General features: G+C 69.7%; 12 protein-coding genes and 3 tRNA genes. 7 read left to right on the forward strand and 8 right to left on the reverse strand.

The annotated features are described in order from the left end of the window. Positions 1 to 52: 52 nt before the first annotated feature. The 4 genes from ACIPFH_RS02885 to ACIPFH_RS02900 all read right to left on the reverse strand — a co-directional run bounded on the left by ACIPFH_RS02885 (position 53) and on the right by ACIPFH_RS02900 (position 5,999). Positions 53 to 1,981, reverse strand: a complete 1,929-nt coding sequence (locus ACIPFH_RS02885; protein ID WP_401822405.1) for an ABC transporter ATP-binding protein — start codon at positions 1,979 to 1,981, stop codon at positions 53 to 55. After that, on the reverse strand, positions 1,981 to 3,714 hold the full coding sequence (locus tag ACIPFH_RS02890; protein ID WP_401823715.1) for an ABC transporter ATP-binding protein: 1,734 nt from the start codon (positions 3,712 to 3,714) through the stop codon (positions 1,981 to 1,983). Before ACIPFH_RS02890 ends, ACIPFH_RS02885 begins: the two co-directional genes overlap by 1 nt. A gap of 351 nt (positions 3,715 to 4,065) precedes the next feature. Beyond that, positions 4,066 to 5,523: an FGGY-family carbohydrate kinase gene (locus ACIPFH_RS02895; protein WP_401822408.1), complete on the reverse strand. Its 1,458-nt coding sequence runs from the start codon at positions 5,521 to 5,523 to the stop codon at positions 4,066 to 4,068. A 170-nt stretch (positions 5,524 to 5,693) separates the two neighbouring features. Beyond that, complete coding sequence (locus ACIPFH_RS02900; RefSeq protein ID WP_401822411.1) at positions 5,694 to 5,999, reverse strand: YtxH domain-containing protein; 306 nt, start codon at positions 5,997 to 5,999, stop codon at positions 5,694 to 5,696. A gap of 158 nt (positions 6,000 to 6,157) precedes the next feature. Here ACIPFH_RS02900 and ACIPFH_RS02905 point away from each other — a divergent pair. The 3 genes from ACIPFH_RS02905 to ACIPFH_RS02915 all read left to right on the forward strand — a co-directional run bounded on the left by ACIPFH_RS02905 (position 6,158) and on the right by ACIPFH_RS02915 (position 6,551). Beyond that, positions 6,158 to 6,230 (forward strand) — tRNA-Asn (locus tag ACIPFH_RS02905). A gap of 6 nt (positions 6,231 to 6,236) precedes the next feature. Further along, positions 6,237 to 6,309, forward strand: a tRNA-Asn gene (locus ACIPFH_RS02910). Positions 6,310 to 6,477: 168 nt separating this feature from the next. After that, positions 6,478 to 6,551, forward strand: a tRNA-Ile gene (locus ACIPFH_RS02915). Positions 6,552 to 7,737: 1,186 nt separating this feature from the next. Here the strand turns inward: ACIPFH_RS02915 and ACIPFH_RS02920 are convergent. Continuing rightward, complete coding sequence (locus tag ACIPFH_RS02920) at positions 7,738 to 8,637, reverse strand: NADP-dependent oxidoreductase (RefSeq protein ID WP_398659635.1); 900 nt, start codon at positions 8,635 to 8,637, stop codon at positions 7,738 to 7,740. 96 nt (positions 8,638 to 8,733) lie between these two features. Then, positions 8,734 to 9,612 (reverse strand): NmrA/HSCARG family protein, encoded by an 879-nt coding sequence (locus ACIPFH_RS02925; protein WP_401822414.1) that lies wholly within the window; start codon positions 9,610 to 9,612, stop codon positions 8,734 to 8,736. A 139-nt stretch (positions 9,613 to 9,751) separates the two neighbouring features. On the opposite strand from ACIPFH_RS02925, the gene ACIPFH_RS02930 reads away from it, so the two are divergent. After that, entirely contained in the window at positions 9,752 to 10,537 is a 786-nt protein-coding gene (locus ACIPFH_RS02930) for an AraC family transcriptional regulator (protein ID WP_401822416.1), read from the forward strand. Between the two features lie 75 nt (positions 10,538 to 10,612). Next, positions 10,613 to 10,843: a hypothetical protein gene (locus tag ACIPFH_RS02935; protein ID WP_401822418.1), complete on the forward strand. Its 231-nt coding sequence runs from the start codon at positions 10,613 to 10,615 to the stop codon at positions 10,841 to 10,843. Between the two features lie 137 nt (positions 10,844 to 10,980). Here the strand turns inward: ACIPFH_RS02935 and ACIPFH_RS02940 are convergent, their stop codons facing one another. After that, positions 10,981 to 11,910, reverse strand: coding sequence for a S8 family serine peptidase (locus ACIPFH_RS02940; RefSeq protein ID WP_401822421.1), 930 nt, complete (start codon positions 11,908 to 11,910; stop codon positions 10,981 to 10,983). 721 nt (positions 11,911 to 12,631) lie between these two features. Between ACIPFH_RS02940 and ACIPFH_RS02945 the strand changes: the two genes are divergently transcribed. Next, positions 12,632 to 14,068, forward strand: coding sequence for a carboxylesterase family protein (locus ACIPFH_RS02945; protein WP_401822423.1), 1,437 nt, complete (start codon positions 12,632 to 12,634; stop codon positions 14,066 to 14,068). A gap of 59 nt (positions 14,069 to 14,127) precedes the next feature. Beyond that, positions 14,128 to 15,150: an alcohol dehydrogenase catalytic domain-containing protein gene (locus ACIPFH_RS02950; RefSeq protein ID WP_401822426.1), complete on the forward strand. Its 1,023-nt coding sequence runs from the start codon at positions 14,128 to 14,130 to the stop codon at positions 15,148 to 15,150. Between the two features lie 247 nt (positions 15,151 to 15,397). Here the strand turns inward: ACIPFH_RS02950 and ACIPFH_RS02955 are convergent, their stop codons facing one another. Continuing rightward, positions 15,398 to 16,015 carry a TetR family transcriptional regulator gene (locus ACIPFH_RS02955; RefSeq protein ID WP_401822429.1) on the reverse strand — a complete coding sequence of 206 codons (618 nt, stop codon included), beginning with the start codon at positions 16,013 to 16,015 and terminating at the stop codon, positions 15,398 to 15,400. Between the last annotated feature and the right edge of the window lie 110 nt (positions 16,016 to 16,125).

Consider the following 16,125-nt stretch of genomic DNA (forward strand, 5'->3'; position numbering starts at 1 on the left):
TCACCCGATGCGAGCGGCCCCCGGAAGTCCCCGGCCGGATACCGTCGTCCCGTCAGTCGACCTCGGCCAGTGCCTCCGCGAACTGCGCCTTGTACAGGCGCGCGTAGGCCCCGTCGGCCGCGAGCAGGTCGGTGTGCGCGCCCTGCTCCACGATCGAGCCGTTCTCCATCACCAGGATCGTGTCGGCGTCCCGGATGGTCGACAGCCGGTGCGCGATGACGAACGACGTACGCCCGTGCGCCAGCTTCGCCATCGCCTTCTGGATCAGCACCTCGGTCCGGGTGTCGACGGAACTGGTGGCCTCGTCGAGCACCAGGATCGTCGGGTCGGACAGGAAGGCCCGCGCGATGGTGATCAGCTGCTTCTCACCGGCGCTGACCCCGCTGCCCTCGTCGTCGATCACCGAGTCGTAGCCGTCGGGGAGGGTACGGACGAACCGGTCGGCGTGCGCCGCCCGTGCCGCCTCCTCGATCTCGCCCCGGGTGACCTCCCGCGACGCCCCGTACGCGATGTTCTCCGCGATGGTGCCGCCGAACAGCCAGGTGTCCTGGAGCACCATGCCGATGCCGGCGCGCAGTTCGTCGCGGGACATCTTCGCTATGTCGACGCCGTCGAGGGTGATGCGCCCGCCGGAGACGTCGTAGAACCGCATGAGCAGGTTCACGAGGGTCGTCTTGCCGGCGCCCGTCGGGCCGACGATGGCGACCGTGTGCCCGGGCTCCACCGTCAGGGACAGGTCCTCGATCAGCGGCGTCTGCGGGTCGTACCGGAAGGACACGCCCTCCAGCGCCACCAGCCCGCGCAGCTCCGTGGGCCGCTCGGCCGCCACCGGGTCCGCCTCCTGCTCCTCCGCGTCCAGGAGTTCGAAGACCCGCTCGGCCGAGGCGACGCCCGACTGCACCAGGTTCGCCATCGACGCGAGCTGCGTCAGCGGCATCGAGAACTGGCGCGAGTACTGGATGAACGCCTGGACGTCACCGATGGACAGGGAACCCGACGCGACGCGCAGCCCGCCGACCACCGCGACCAGCACGTAGTTGAGGTTCGACACGAACATCATCAGCGGCTGCATGACCCCGCTGTTGAACTGCGCCCTGAAGCCGGCCTCGTACAGCGCGTCGTTCTGCTCGGCGAACTGCTGCGCCGACTCCTCCTGGCGGCCGAACACCTTCACCAGCGTGTGGCCGGTGTACATCTCCTCGATGTGGGCGTTGAGCTTGCCGGTGGAGCGCCACTGCTGCACGAAGTGCGGCTGCGACCGCTTGCCCACGCGCGTGGCGACGACCGCCGACAGTGGCACGGTGACGAGCGCGACCAGGGCCAGGATCCACGACACCCAGAACATCACCGCCAGCACGCCGATGACGGTCAGCAGCGAGTTGATCAGCTGGCCCATCGACTGCTGGAGCGTCTGCCCGATGTTGTCGATGTCGTTGGTGGCGCGGGACAGCACCTCGCCGCGCTGGCGCTTGTCGAAGTACGACAGCGGCAGCCGGGACAGCTTCGTCTGCACGTCCTCGCGCATCCGGAACATCGTGCGGTTGACGGTCTTGTTGACCAGCCGTGTCGCCACCGCCATCAGCAGACCGGCGACCAGGAACACTCCGAGCGCGAACAGCAGGACGTCGCCGACCGAGCCGAAGTCGATGCCCTTGCCGGGGGTGAAGTCGGTGCTCCGGAGCATGTCGGCGACGCTTCCCTCGCCGTGCTCCCGCATCGAGTCGAGGACCTGCTCCTTGCTCTCCCCGGCCGGCATCTGCCGTCCGACGATGCCCGCGAAGACCAGGTCGGTGGCCTTGCCGAGGATCTTCGGACCGACCACGTTGAGGCCGACGCTCAGTACGACGCAGAACAGCATCCCGTACAGGGTGAACCGCTCCGGCTTGAACTGGGCGAGCAGCCGCCTGCCGGACACCTTGAAGTCCAGCGAGCGGTTCTCGGGACCGGTGCCGGCCATCATGCGCCCCATGGGCCCGGCCATCAGGCAGCCTCCGCTTCCGTGAGCTGGGAGAGCACGATCTCCCGGTAGGTCTCGTTGTCCGCCATCAACTCGCGGTGGGTGCCCGCGCCCACGACCAGGCCCTCGTCCAGGACGATGATCCGGTCGGCGTCGCGGATGGTGGCCACCCGCTGGGCGACGATCACCACGGTCGCCTCGGCGGTCTCCCGCCCGAGCGCCGCCCGCAGGGCCGCGTCCGTGGCGTAGTCGAGGGCCGAGAAGGAGTCGTCGAAGAGATAGATCTCCGGCCGCTGCACGAGCGTACGGGCGATCGCCAGCCGCTGCCGCTGACCACCGGAGACGTTCGTCCCGCCCTGCGCGATGGGGGAGTCGAGCCCGTTCTCCAGCTTGCTCACGAAGTCCTTGGCCTGCGCCACCTCCAGCGCGTGCCACAGCTCCTCGTCGGTGGCGTCCGGATTGCCGTAACGCAGGTTGGTGGCGACCGTGCCAGCGAACAGGTACGGCCTCTGCGGCACGAGACCGACGGTCTTCGCCAGCAGCACCGGGTCGACCTCGGCGACGGCCACCCCGTCGACGAGCACCTCGCCCTCGGTGGCGTCGATCAGCCGGGACACGAGCCCGAGCAGCGTGGACTTGCCGCTGCCGGTCGAGCCGATCACGGCCGTCGTCTCACCCGGCCGCGCCACGAGGTCGATGGACCTGAGGACGGGCTCCTCGGCGCCGGGGTAGCGGAATCCGGCCTCCCGGATCTCCAGATGCCCGTGCCGCCGCAGCTCGGTGACGGGCGCCACCGGCGGAACCACGGAGGACGAGGTGTCCAGCACCTCCTGGATGCGCTCGGCGCACACCTCCGCGCGCGGCACCATCATGAACATGAAGGTGGCCATCATCACGGACATGACGATCTGCATGAGGTAGGCGAGGAAGGCGGTCAGATCGCCGATCTGCATCCCACCGCTGTCGATCCGGTGGGCGCCGAACCACACCACGGCGATCGACGACAGGTTCACCGTGGTCATGACCACCGGGAACATCAGCGCGAGCAGGTTGCCGCTCTTCAGCGAGACGTCGGTGAGGTCGGCGTTGGCCTTGCGGAACCGCTGCTGCTCGAATTCGTCCCGGACGAAGGCGCGGATGACCCGGTTGCCGGTGATCTGCTCACGCAGCACCCGGTTCACGGTGTCCAGCTTCGCCTGCATCGACCGGAACAGCGGCCGCAGCCGACGGACGATGAGCGTCACGCAGATGCCCAGGGTCGGCACCACGGCGATGAGCACCGCGGACAGCGGCACGTCCAGGCCGAGCGCCAGCACGACCCCGCCCACGCACATGATGGGCGCCGACACCATCAGCGTGAACGTCATCAGGGCCAGCATCTGGATCTGCTGGACGTCGTTCGTCGTCCGGGTGATCAGCGAGGGCGCGCCGAAGTGGCCGACCTCGCGGGCGGAGAAGGACTGCACCCGGTCGAAGACGGCCTTCCGCAGATCCCGCCCGAGCGCCGAGGCGGTTCGGGCGCCGTAGTACACGGCGCCGATGTTGCACACGACCTGCGCCAGCGAGATGCCGATCATCACGCCGCCGAAGGACAGGATGTAGCCGGTGTCCCCCTCGACGACGCCCTGGTCGATGATGTGCGCGTTCAGCGTGGGCAGGTAGAGGGTGGCGCAGGTCTGGAGGAACTGGAGCGCCACCAGCAGCGCGATGGGTTTCTTGTAGGGCCTGAGATAGGTCCGCAGTAGTCGTATGAGCACGCTACGTCTCTCGAAGTCGGCGGGGAGAGGCATTGGTTGCCCCTGGCCCCTATCGTCGGACACTCCACCCGCGTTACCTCAACTGATTAAGCTCACAGCAGTGCTTTTACGGCCGTGTGTGTACACCCGATGCGTGCCTGTACATCGGATACGCCCAGAACGCCCGATGTATGCCCATATACCGGGTGTGCCCAGAACATCGGATACGCCCTCCGTGGCCCGACTGTGCCCCTGTGTGTCGTCTCCGTCCCCGTACGCTGCCTCTGTCCCTGTACGGCGTCTCCGTCCCCCCTTCGCCCTGGCCGGTTCCGCCCGCTCCGGTTCGTCCCTGATCCGCCCTCTGGGGCGTGCCTATGCGCGGAAGGCGCCGGGGTGCGTCTGCTCCCGCACCGACACGTACTGCTGCCGGACGGCCTGTCCGACGGCCCGCTCCTCGCCCGGGTCCAGGACCTGCGCCGCCGCCCCCTGCCACGCCGGTGGGGTCCGCGGATCGAGGGTGCCCTGCGACACCCCGAGCGCCCACGCGGCCTGCCTGGCCGCCCCGATCGCCGCGTAGTCCGCCGGCTGCGGTACGACGACCTGCGCCCCGAACAGCGCGGGTGCGGCCGCCTGCACGGCCGACAGCTCGGCGGCCGCCCCGAGCAGGAAGATCCGCCGCACCTCCACGCCCCGGCCGCGCAGCACGTCGAGCGCGTCGGCGAGCCCGCACAGCATGCCCTCGAAGGCGGCCCGCGCGAAGTGCTCGGGCTTCATCGACTCGCGGCGCAGGCCCGCCAGCGTCCCGGCCGTGTGCGGCAGGTTCGGCGTCCGCTCGCCCTCCAGGTAGGGCAGCATGACCAGCCCGTGCGACCCGGGCGTCGACTTCATCGCCAGGTCCGACAGCGCCTCCAGATCGGGCGCCCCGATCAGCTCGGCGGCACCGCGCAGGGTCCGTACGGCGTTCAGGGTGGTGACGACGGGGAGGTGCATGCCCGTCGCGTCGGCCAGGGAGGTGATCATCCCGCTCTGGTCGACGAGCGCCTCGTGGTGCACGGCCATCACGGACCCGGAGGCGCCGAGGGACACGACCGCGTCTCCGTGTCCGATGCCCAGTCCCAGGGCCGCGGCCATGGTCTCGCCGGTCCCGGCGGAGATCAGCAGCCCCTCCGGCGTCGTACCGGCCGCGTCGGACGGTCCGATCACCTCGGGAAGCATGGCCTGGTGGCCGAGCGCCAGCTCGACGAGATCTGGCCGATATCCGCCGGTGGCGGCGGACCAGTACCCGGTCCCGGAAGCCCCGCCGCGGTCGGTGGTCCTGCGCACGGGCCGCCCGAGGAGCTGCCACACCAGCCAGTCGTGGGCCTGGAGCAGCACGGTGGTCCGGGCGGCGGCTTCCGGCTCGTTCTTCGCCAGCCAGCGCAGCTTGGTCACCGGCTGGGCGGCCTGCGGAACGCATCCCACGGCCTGCGCCCATGCCTCGCGCCCGCCGACCGCGTCGATCAGATCGGCCGCGGCGACCTGCGCCCGCTTGTCCCCGCCGACCATCGCAGGCCGCACGGTGTTGCCCTGCGAGTCCAGCGGCACGACGGCGTTCTGCTGCGAGGAGACGCCGATGGCCTGCACACCCTCGAGCAGCCCGCCGCCCGCGGCCTCGCCCAGGGACAGCAGCCAGGCCTGCGGATCGACATCGGAGGGCCGTCCTCCCGCACTCTCGGCGCCTTCCATCGGATGCGGCGCATACCCCTGCCGGAGCACGGCTCCGGTGTCCGCGTCGCAGACGACGATACGAGTGAAATCGGGTGAACTGTCCAACCCGGCGACTATCCCCATAACGAAAATTCTGCCGCACGCGCCGCTCGGGTTGGGCCGCGGAGACCACAGGGGTGTCCCCGCCCGGCCCGGCGCGAGGCATTGTCGCTGGTCGAGCCCTCGCACCGGAGCCGCAGATGTCACACCCCCGCGTCCTCGGAATGGCCGTCCCCGGCGCCGCGCAGGCGTCGCTAGGTGTTGCTGGTGCCCCAGTCGTCCCCGGCCGTGCCGTTGGTGTTGCGGTCGCGCAGGGACCGCACCCGGCCCGCGACCGACTCGGGCACCCGGTCGCCGACCTTGTCGCTGACCGCGTGGTACGCCTTGCCCGCGTACTGACGGCCCTGATGGGCGGCGGTCTCGGCGGTGTTGCGCACGGCGGGGTTCTGTGCGACCTGCCGTGCGGACTTCTTCAACTGCTCGTACCGCTCGCGTCCGGCACGCGTGCCCAGTACGTAACCCAGAGCCAGCCCGACGACGAACGTGAGCCTGTAGCGCATGGTGGCCACCCTCTCCTTGCGTAGTCCCTGGCACGACATCGGCGCCGGGGGGAACCGATTGGCGGAGCACCCCCCTGCTTGCGCTAATGTATGTGTCGCAGCGAGCGAGCGCCCTCTGGCGAATACCCAGGTAGGCACGTTCGATGCAAACGAGGCATTCCCCTGTAGCTCAATTGGCAGAGCAGCCGGCTGTTAACCGGCAGGTTACTGGTTCGAGTCCAGTCGGGGGAGCTTCGATCCCCTGTAGCTCAATTGGCAGAGCAGCCGGCTGTTAACCGGCAGGTTACTGGTTCGAGTCCAGTCGGGGGAGCATCGTGAACGAGGACCCCGTGGGGGTCCTTTTTCATGTCGGCGGAACCGTGCAGGCCAGGGGCGTTGTCCCCATGGCCGTGCAAGGTCGACCAGCCGGAGCGTGAGATCGTATGAGCGGCTATGCTGCGGCAGACGGCGCGCACACATGTACGCGACACGCCGCTATGGGGCGGTAGCTCAGCCGGTTAGAGCAGCGGACTCATAATCCGTCGGCCGTGGGTTCGAGTCCCACCCGCCCCACCTTGGCAGGCTTCTGACCTGCGGAAACGTTCCTCGTGAGGTGTCGGAGCGTCAACTACCGCTCAACGGACTGAATCCGCTGCTCGCGAGTTCGGAGCGGGGTGAGGATCTTGCTCCCTCGCCGGGCAGACGTCGCGCTGACCTGCGGCAATGCTGATGATCAGGACTTGTGCCTCAGCAACGTCACGAGCTGGCAGCGTCTCCTCGGCTTCGTTTTCGTGATTTTGGGGACGTGTTGGGGACGCAGGGTTTCGGTGAGGTCTGCTGACCAGTCCCCGTGGGCTCTGGCCGGCCGCCCGAGGAGCTCCGTGCTGACCGGGTTCGGACTCAACTCTGGGGAGCTCGATCGCGTCGGAGCAGGGCGTGAGGAACTGGTGCGCGCCAGGGCGGAAACTGTCCGAACAGAAAACAGCCCGGCCTGTCTGCTGAGCCATGCGGCTGTCATGCCGCCGTCGCTCAGCGGCGTGGTGCGGATGTTGGCGCCGGGCCCGGGGGAGGCCGTGATCATCGGCTGTTTGCCGGACGCCGCAGACGCGATGAACCGGAGGTTGAAGGCCGGCGAGCGGTGCCATGCCATGGAAGACGTCTGCTGGTGGCGCAGGCCGGTCATCACCACCTCGAACGCGGCCCCGGCGCCGCCCTTGTCGGCCCCTCATTGCCCTGGTAGCTCGCACCATCAGGCGACGCCAGAACCCCTCAAAGAATCACGAACCGCCCACTCGTAATCCGCGGCCAACAGGACCTGAACCTGCCGCAGGAAGTCTACGACCAGTGGCGCGAGGCCATCCGGCTGCGCAAGGACGGCAAACCACGGGTCGACGGCGGTACCGGCATGCTGCTGGCGGTCCGCGCGTTCTACATGGACATCCAGAGCTGGGCATTGGAGGAACCCCAGCGGTGGGCGCGCTGGGCCGCGCCGTGTCCGATCCCGCCGGCGGACCTGCGGGGGTTCGGGGCGCGGCGGCGCCGGATCAACGAACGCACGCCGACCGGGTCAGGCAACGCCAGCCGCTGCTACCGGCGTTGGTCGCGCACGTGGAGGAGCACTACAGCGGGCGGCGTGTCCTGTTCGAGGCCGTGCGGCAGGCAGGACCGGTGGAGGCGGACGAGCTGGCCGGGTTCGCCAGGACCGTGGCGACTGGCCGGTGCGCTGCCGTCGTGCCTCCCCAGCCGGCCGGGCGCTGAGCTACGGCCGCAGGACGAGCTTCCCGGCGGCGTGACCGCTCGCGCTCAGCTCCTGCGCCTTCGCGGCGTCCTCCAGCAGAAGGCTCTGCGCGATGCGCACCGTGAGCTTGCCGTCGGCTGCGAGGCGGGCGTACTCGCCGAGGCGGGAACCGAACGGGGCGCCGGGGCCGGAGAAGGTGACGCCCAGCTCGGCGGCCTTCAGATCGGCGATGGTGATGATCCGGTCGGTGCCGCCGCGCAGGTCGATCGACACCTCCAGGTCGCCTGCCCCCGCGGCGTCGTACACGGCGTCGATGCCCTGCGGTGCGGCCTTGCGGACCCGGTCGGCCAGGCCGGCGCCGTAGGCGACCGGGATCGCGCCCAGCGAGCGCAGGTAGTCGTGGTTGCCGGGGGAGGCGGTGCCAATGACCGTGGTGCCGCGGGTGACCGCGAGCTGAACACCGACGGCGCCGGCCACACCCGCGGCTCCGTGCAGCAGGAGCGTGTCGCCTTCCCCGACGCCGAGGGCGTCGAGCACGCGGACCGAGGTCTCGACGGCGACGGGCAGTGCCGCGGCGAGGTCCCAGTCGAGGTCCGCGGGCTTCGGGCCGAAGTCGACGGCCAGCGCGTGCTCGGCGTATGCGCCGGTGACGGTCCAGCCCAGGACCTCGTCACCCACCGCGACGCCGGTCACGCCTTCGCCGACCTCGTCGACGACGCCGGCCGCCTCCACGCCGGGGATCACCGGGAACGGCGGGGCGATTTGCGGCCTCCACCCGTTGCGGATCTTGGAGTCGAGCGGGTTGACCCCTGCCGCCACGACCTTCAGCCGCACCTGCCCGGGTCCGGCGTGCGGCTCGTCGACCTCTTCGAGGCGGAGGACTTCCGGGCCGCCGAACTCGGTGTAGGTGATCGCCTTCATGTCCTGCTCCAGTGCTCGTCGCTCTAGGTGGAAGATCAACTTGGCCGGGACCGGTGGCGGCCGCACCGGCACTTCGACTAGTTCCGGCTCGGAGGCTCAGGAACCAGCCACGTTTGTGGGCGCGGTCCAGCCGGTGGATCGGATCCACTCGGCCAGGTCGAGGGTGGCCGGCTCGATCGCCCGCACCACCGCAAGATCCGACGGGTGTTCCGCCGCCGTCGCGAACTGGCGGAACATCGCCCTGTCGAGGTCGCTGGGAAGCACGCTCAACGGGAGGGCCTCGTAACGTGCCGGGAGCCCGGCGCGCGCACCGAACGCCGCGGCGATCTGTGGGCCCGTCAGCTCGTCGCCGACGAGCTCGACGGCTCCGCCGGGTGCCTCCGCGGTGTCGAGCAGGAGCGCGGCGGCGACCCGGCCGACGTCCCTGACCGAGATCATCTTCAGGGCGACGTCCTCCGGCAGCGGCAGCCTCAGCACGATCTCTCCGTGCTCCAGGCTCGGTGCCATCTCCTCCATGAAGGGGGTCGGGCGAACCATCGCGGCCCTGAGGCCGGACTTCCTCAGGTGCTCCTCGATCGAGTGCTTCGAGTCATGGTGCGGCACTCCCCGCTCCCGGTCCGCGCCGAAGACCGAGTTGAACACGACGTGCGGGACGCGTGCCGCGACCGCCGCGTCGACGAGCGCGGTGCCGATGCGGATCTCCGTCTCGACCTCTTCGAGGTTGTTCGCTTCCGGGGTCATGAAGTAGAACGCCTCGACCGCCGTCAGCGCGGCGGCCAGCGACGCCGGGTCGTCGGTCCGGATGGCCGCCAGCTCGACGCCGCGGGCGGCCAGCGCCTGAGCCCGGTCGGATTGCGGGTTGCGGACCAGGGCCCGCACCGTGGCCCTGTGGTCCAGCAGCGCGTCGACCACCGCCCCGCCCTGTTGCCCTGTCGCGCCGAAGACTGCGATCGTGCCAGTCGTCTGTGTGCTCATCGCTGCCACCCTTCACTAGCGGCCTCGACCTTGATCTTTTGTGACATGTCTCTACGGTGCGGTCTGCGGCGCCAGGCGCACCACCGGTATCACGCCAGGTTCTTCCGATAACCCGCCAGTGGCGGGTAGCCTCGATGGCGTGTCCGACTCCAGCGGCGAGCCGAGCTTCTGCACCGACGATGCGCCGTTGTCGGCGCCGCTGGCCCACGGCGCCGACGTGGCCGCGCACTTCCACGACTACGGCCAGCTCCGCTACGCCGCGCGTGGGGCCCTGGTCACAGCGACCCAGGTGGGCACCTGGGTGGCGCCGGCCAGTCGGATCATGTGGGTGCCGCCCTTCGCGGTGCACAGCAGCAAGGCGTACGGCGAGACGGACATCCGGGTGCTGTCGCTGCCCGTGACGCTGACCGGACAGCTGCCGGCCGAGCCGTCGGTCTTCGTGGCGAGCGCGTTGCTGCGCGAGGCCTATCTGGCGCTGATGAGCGAGGGCGAGCCGCTGGAGAGCCCCCGTGCGCGGCTGCTGATCGACGTCGTACTCGCCGAGCTCGCCCGCGCCGCACAGGAGCCGCTGCGCCTCCCGGAGCCGATCGACCGGCGTCTCAAGGCGGTCACCGACCTGCTTCACATGGACCCAGCAAGCCCGGCGACCCTGGCCGAGCTGGGCCACCGCACGGGTGCCAGCGAACGCACCCTGAGCCGACTGTTCGGCAGCGAGCTGTCGATGAGCTTCCGTCAGTGGCGCACCCTGCTGCGCATTCAACGGGCGCTGATCGAGCTCAGCGACGGCACCTCGGTCACCGACACGGCGATCCGGCTGGGCTGGTCGAACCCCAGCAGCTTCATCGACGCCTTCACCGAGCTGGTCGGTCAGACACCGGGGGGCTATCGCTCGTCGGCTCGGTCCTCCCGCAGCTCCCATGGGTGAGAGGTTGGCGGGTAGCCGTAGTGCCTGGCGGAACATCGGTGGCAGCCCAATGGTGTGGGAGCCCACGCTGGAAGGGTGACTCCCTCCGCCATCACCCAGAGCTCCTCTCCGGCATCGGCGGCCTCGGCCGGTGCGACGCCGAGCGACCTCATCGTCCAGTCGCTGACGCGGCACAGCTCGTCGGAGGCGTTCGTCGCGGGCGACCGGCGACTGACCTACGCCCAGGTGCGGGACCTGGTCTCGCAGTACATGGATGCGCTCAGTCGGCGCGGCGTTGGCCTGTATTCCTGTCTCGTCGTTCTGTGATCATCAGAACAGGCGTGCATCGAGGGGGATGGCTGTGTCTGTCGTGGGTTGCAGTTCAGCAGGGACGGGGACACCGAGCTGGACAGCTGTTGGGGTGTACAGGTCGGCGCTGACTTCAGGCGTGGTCAGAGAGACCATCAGGCCGTAGGTGACGCTCCTGCCGACGCGGTCGGAGCTGTTGTTGTACTTCCACCAGCCACCGGCGGGATAGACGGCAAGGACGCCGCAGTCGGCCAGCTCCCGGGCAGTGCCTCTCCAGATGTCGGCATGCAGGCACCCTCGGTCGCGATTCGTGGGACCGACGAGCCAGTTCCTGTCAGCATCGAAGGGCCGGATGCCTCGGCGTCCAGGTCCAGCAATTGTTCACGCGGCCAAGGCAGTTCGTGCAGTTTCAGCTCGCCGAGGCGCACCGACTTGCCGTCACGGGCGAAAGGCTTCAACGAGCCTTGAATGATCATGGTGACGGCGCTCGCGGTACCGGACAACACCCGCTCCTGGCTGGGCACACCCCAGCCGTAGCGTCGCAGCACGGTGCGGGCGAGCTGGCCCGCAGCGATCTTGCGGCGGCCGTTGCGGTTGTAGACACCGTTGATCATTGCGTCGGTCCACTGAGCTTCATGCACCAGCAAGCCGCGGACGGTCTCTGCCCGCAGGTTCGGATAGCGGGCGTAGGCGAGAGCTGCGAGACGGGCAGCCTGCGCCGTCGCTGCGCTTGTGGCGTCGATGGTGGTGAGCAGCTGACCGTGGTGCGAGCGGGCAGTGGTGGTAAGAGATAGCGCGTCATGCCCGTCGACCCGCGTCACGTCTGCGTCGACGAGGAGGTTGCCTCCCTCCATCACGATGTCGGGCTTCATGGCCGCAGCGTCGCGGAACATCACGGAGGTGCGGCTGTGAGGGGAAAGCAGCCCGGGCGGCGCAACCGTGCGATAGCCGGCGAAGTCGTCGGCGGTAGGGACGTGATCAAGCTCTGTGGCCGCCGAGCGCGTGCTGCTGCTGATCGCCGACGACGTGGCGTGGCTCGACGAGGCCGACGCGGCCGTCCTCGGGTTCGTCGTACGGCGCGTCACGGACGCTCCGATGTCGAGCACGACCTTGCCCGACAGGGCGGCGGCGGGAAAGCTCCCGGTAGGGAGCCGGCGGGATGCTCATCACGACCCGGTCACCGGCGCGGGCCGCCTTCTCGGGTGTCTCGGCGCGGGCTCGCTGGACGAGCTCGGCCACCGTCTCTGCCAGGGTCTGGGAACCGCGGGATTTGGACGGGAGGACGTCGGCCGACCGCGATCGCGAGCCGGGCGAGGCTCGTGACGAACGACGGCCTGCTGTGCCCCGATCTCACCGCCGAGGTCTGGTTCTGTTCAGCGGCTCCCTGAGCCAGGCCGCCCTGACGACCGGTGACAGCTATCCGGGCCAGGAGCGCCGCCTCCTGCGCATCTCCCTCGACCGCCTCAGCAGCCGCAACACCGCACCCCTACGGGCTCGGTGGCAGGGAGTACAGCTCTCACCGCAGCGGGCGCTGTTCGCGCGAAGACGCCGGATCAAGAAGAAGAGACCGACCTCTTGCGGGAGGTCAGGCTGGCCCCGTTCGCCGACGATCCGGCGTCGGCCATGTAGGAGAAGCTCATGTCCTGCACCGAGATCTTGTTGCCGAAGTGTCACCTGATGACCACCGGGTGACCGCCACCCGCCAGGCGTTTTGTCGGATCCCGGGAAACGATGAGAGACGTCACCGCGAGCAACCAGCCGCCGAAGCACCGCGCGGACACCCGAACCGCGCTGGAAGGACGTGCCATGACCGCTACCGCTCCCAAGGCTCCGACTGCACCAGGGGTGCGGTCCTGGTGGGGGATCCCATACGCCACCGCTGAGCGATACCGCCGCCCCGTGGTCGCGGACTTCGATCCAGACCGACCCTATGACCGCAAGGGCGTCGTCTCTGTCCAGCCCGACAGCGGCGACTGGCTCGAAGCGGACAGCGGGATGGGCGAGGACTGCCTGAACCTGAACGTGTGGGCCCCTGAGCAGCCGGCCGACAAGGCGCTCCCGGTGACCGTGTACATCCACGGCGGCGGATTCGAGTACGGCGCGAACACCCAGATCACCTCCAACGCCTCCGGCCTCGCCGCGACGGGGCGCGTGGTGGGCGTGTCGGTCAACTACCGGCTCGGCGCGCTGGGCGCGCTCTCGCTCTCCCAGTACGGCGGGCGGCTCGCCGAAGCCAGCAACCTCTGTCTGCAGGACGTCATCGCCGCGCTGACCTGGATCAAGCAGAACATCGCCCACTTCGGTGGCGACCCCGACAACGTCACCGTCTACGGCCACAGCGGCGGCGCCTATGCCACCTTCGGGCTGCTCGGCGCCGCCTCCGCAGGCGGCCTGTACCGGCGATTGGCCGGCTTCTCCGCCGGGCCCTCGCGTCTCCAGCCGGCCTGGTGGGCCGAGGAACTCGCCCACCGGTTCGTCACCGAGCTCGGCGTCGCGGACAACCCGGAGAAGCTGCTCGACCTTGATACGGCCTCCCTGGTGGCCGCCCTGCACAAGGTCACCCCGACGGACCTCGGAGTCCGTGGCGGGATGGACAGCAAGAGCCTCGGGGTCGTCCTAGACGCCGGACAGCCCGGCGCGGTGCTGCACGCCCACCCCATGGACGAACTTGCCTCGGGCGCACACCGTGATGTCGACGTGCTGCTGAGCATGGCCAGTGACGACATGGGCTGGTGGGTGGCGAACGACCTCGACCGGTTCGACCCGCACACCGTCGACCGCATCGTCGACGAGGTCGCCGGGTGGCGCATCCCCCGCTCCCGCGCCAAGAGGATCGTCGACGCCTACGACCAGGGCGGCCGCACCCCTGCCGAGGTCCGTGCCGCGCTCCTGTCGGATTACATCTTCGGGCTCCCCGCGGCCCGCGGCGCCCTGGCGCACGCGGCGGCGGGCGGCAACGCCTATCTCCTGATGATCGGGCCCGCCGAGGGCGCGCCCGCCGTGCACGGCACCGAGATGTACGCGCTGGTCGGCCAGGAGCGGCCGGGCCGCAGCGCAGAACAGGCCGAGCGTGACAAGCGTATCCGCGACATCGTGCTCGACTTCGCCACCGGCGAGCAGCCCCGGCTGTGGCCCGCCGTCACGAACCGGCCCACCTCGGAAAGCGTCGGCAACCCTCCCTTCGAGGCCACCACCCACTATCAGCAGGCCCTCGAGCTGTGGGAGGGCATCGACCGCCCCTGACGGGCATCGGGCGATACCCAACAGCGCACCACGGGGGCGAACAGAGTAAGGAGCCCGACATGAGCCAACCGATAGCAGTCGGCGAGGCCGCACCAGCCACGATGCGGGCCGTCGTCGTCACCCGGCCCGGCGGCCTCGACGTACTGGAGATCCAGGATGTGCCGGTGCCTGTACGCAAGCCCGGCTGGGTGCGGATCAGGGTGAAGGCGTTCGGCGTCAACGAGTCCGAGGTCACCACCCGCAAGGGCGAGTCGGATGCGGAGGTCAGCTACCCGCGTGTGCCCGGCATCGAGGGCGTCGGCGTGGTCGATGAGGCCGATGAGGACAGCGGGCTGCGGCCAGGACAGCAGGTGGCCACGATGATGGGCGGCATGGGCCGCTCCTACGACGGCACGTACGCCCAGTACGTGAGCGTCCCAGCCGGGCAGGTCATCCCGTTCGAGTCCGGTCTGCCGTGGGAGGTCGTCGGTGCGCTGCCGGAGATGTTCCAGACCGCCTACGGATCGCTGACCACCGGCCTGGACCTCAAGGCCGGGCAGAAGCTGCTGATCCGCGGCGGCACCTCCACGGTCGGGCTGAGCGCGGCCACGATCGCGAAGGACCTCGGAGCCACCGTGCTGTCCACCACCCGCAGCCCCGGTCGGGCCGGGGAACTGCGGGCCGCGGGCGTCGACCATCCCCTCGTCGACAGCGGCACGATCGCCGACCAGGTGCGCGAGCTGATGCCGGAGGGTGTCGACGCCGTACTGGAGCTGGTGGGCTGCTCGGTCCTCGCCGACACCCTCCGCACCGTTCGCCGGCACGGCACTGTCTGCTTCACCGGAGCCCTGGCGGGCCAGTGGACGATCCCCGATTTCAGCCCGTTCATGATCCCGGGCGGGGTGCGGCTGACGTCCTATGGCGGTCAGGCAGCCGACCTCCCGGCCGACGTCTTCGCCCACCAGCTCCAGGCCATCGCCGCAGGACGCCTCAACGTCCCGGTCGCGAAGGTCTACCACGGCCTGGAACAGGTCCGTGAAGCCCAGGCCGACGTCGAGTCCGGCACCACGCCGGGCAAGCACGTCGTCGTCCTGGACGACTGAGACCCGGGCAACCGAGAAACGACAACCAACCACTCCCGATGCGCGAGGGCCGACAACGTAAGCGCCGGTGAGCACGGAATCCTGACACCGCGTGAGGCGCAAGGGGCACCCGTGCCTGCCCCACCAGGCACCTGTTCCCCTGGCCAGGAGCTCTGATTCGTCAGCAGGATGCGCCCATGGGCAGCGGCAACGGCGGCCGGCACCGTTTCGGTAATGTTCGAGCAGGCTGCCGCCGGTCCGGGCGACCTCAGCGTGCTCGAGGGAAAAGCCGCTCGACGGCGGTCACCACCGCGGCGCGGCGGGCGGCGGTGGCGGGGTCCACGGCGTGTGCGGCGGCGGCCTCGCTGAGTTCGGGTTGTGACGCCCAGGTCGTGGCGATCTGGTTGACCAGGGCGAGGACGTCGGCCGGGTCCCAGGCGGGGTCGAGCTGTCCGGCCTGCTGCACCTGGCGGAGCAGGCCGATTTTGCGGGTGATCGCTGCCTGGGTGGGATCGTCGGCACCGGGAGCGGTGCCCGGCAGCTCGAGGCGGCCCCAGGTGATCAGGCGGTGGTGGTCTGGACGGGCGACGAAGTAGTCGAACAGGCGGCCCGCGTAGCCAGGGAGGTCGGTCGGGTCTATCTGGGTGGCCTCGGCGATGACGACATACTCCCGTGCAGCGACAGCGGCATAGAGCGCGTCTTTGCTGCGGAAGTAGGCGTAGACGCGTTCTTTGCTGGTCTTGGCGAGCTTGGCGATGCGGTCCACGCGGGCGCCGGCGATGCCGTGGCGGGCGAACTCCTCCATGGCAGCGGCAAGGATGCGCTCGCGCGTGGTGTCGGCGGCGGCGGGAGCTGCGGTCTGGCCGGAGTCGCGGGACTGGGACATGGGCCCAGGATAGAGCACCGAACCGTTTGGTTTGGCATCCGGCTGATCGGCGCGTAGGGTCAAACGGAACAGTTCGGTTTGGCCTCTGCGGGGTCAAGCCGGCGAACCAC

This window comes from Streptomyces sp. NPDC088157 (genome assembly GCF_044741545.1).
In the GTDB taxonomy this organism is placed as follows: Bacteria; Actinomycetota; Actinomycetes; order Streptomycetales; family Streptomycetaceae; genus Streptomyces.

Excerpts from the sequence above, each read along its gene's own strand:
- ACIPFH_RS02950 (WP_401822426.1), top strand. The coding sequence starts at position 14,128 with ATGAGCCAACCGATAGCAGTCGGCGAGGCCGCACCAGCCACGATGCGG.
- ACIPFH_RS02925 (WP_401822414.1), bottom strand. The coding sequence starts at position 9,612 with ATGAGCACACAGACGACTGGCACGATCGCAGTCTTCGGCGCGACAGGG.
- ACIPFH_RS02945 (WP_401822423.1), top strand. The coding sequence starts at position 12,632 with ATGACCGCTACCGCTCCCAAGGCTCCGACTGCACCAGGGGTGCGGTCC.
- ACIPFH_RS02885 (WP_401822405.1), bottom strand. The coding sequence starts at position 1,981 with ATGGCCGGGCCCATGGGGCGCATGATGGCCGGCACCGGTCCCGAGAAC.
- ACIPFH_RS02955 (WP_401822429.1), bottom strand. The coding sequence starts at position 16,015 with ATGTCCCAGTCCCGCGACTCCGGCCAGACCGCAGCTCCCGCCGCCGCC.
- ACIPFH_RS02920 (WP_398659635.1), bottom strand. The coding sequence starts at position 8,637 with ATGAAGGCGATCACCTACACCGAGTTCGGCGGCCCGGAAGTCCTCCGC.
- ACIPFH_RS02900 (WP_401822411.1), bottom strand. The coding sequence starts at position 5,999 with ATGCGCTACAGGCTCACGTTCGTCGTCGGGCTGGCTCTGGGTTACGTA.
- ACIPFH_RS02895 (WP_401822408.1), bottom strand. The coding sequence starts at position 5,523 with ATGGGGATAGTCGCCGGGTTGGACAGTTCACCCGATTTCACTCGTATC.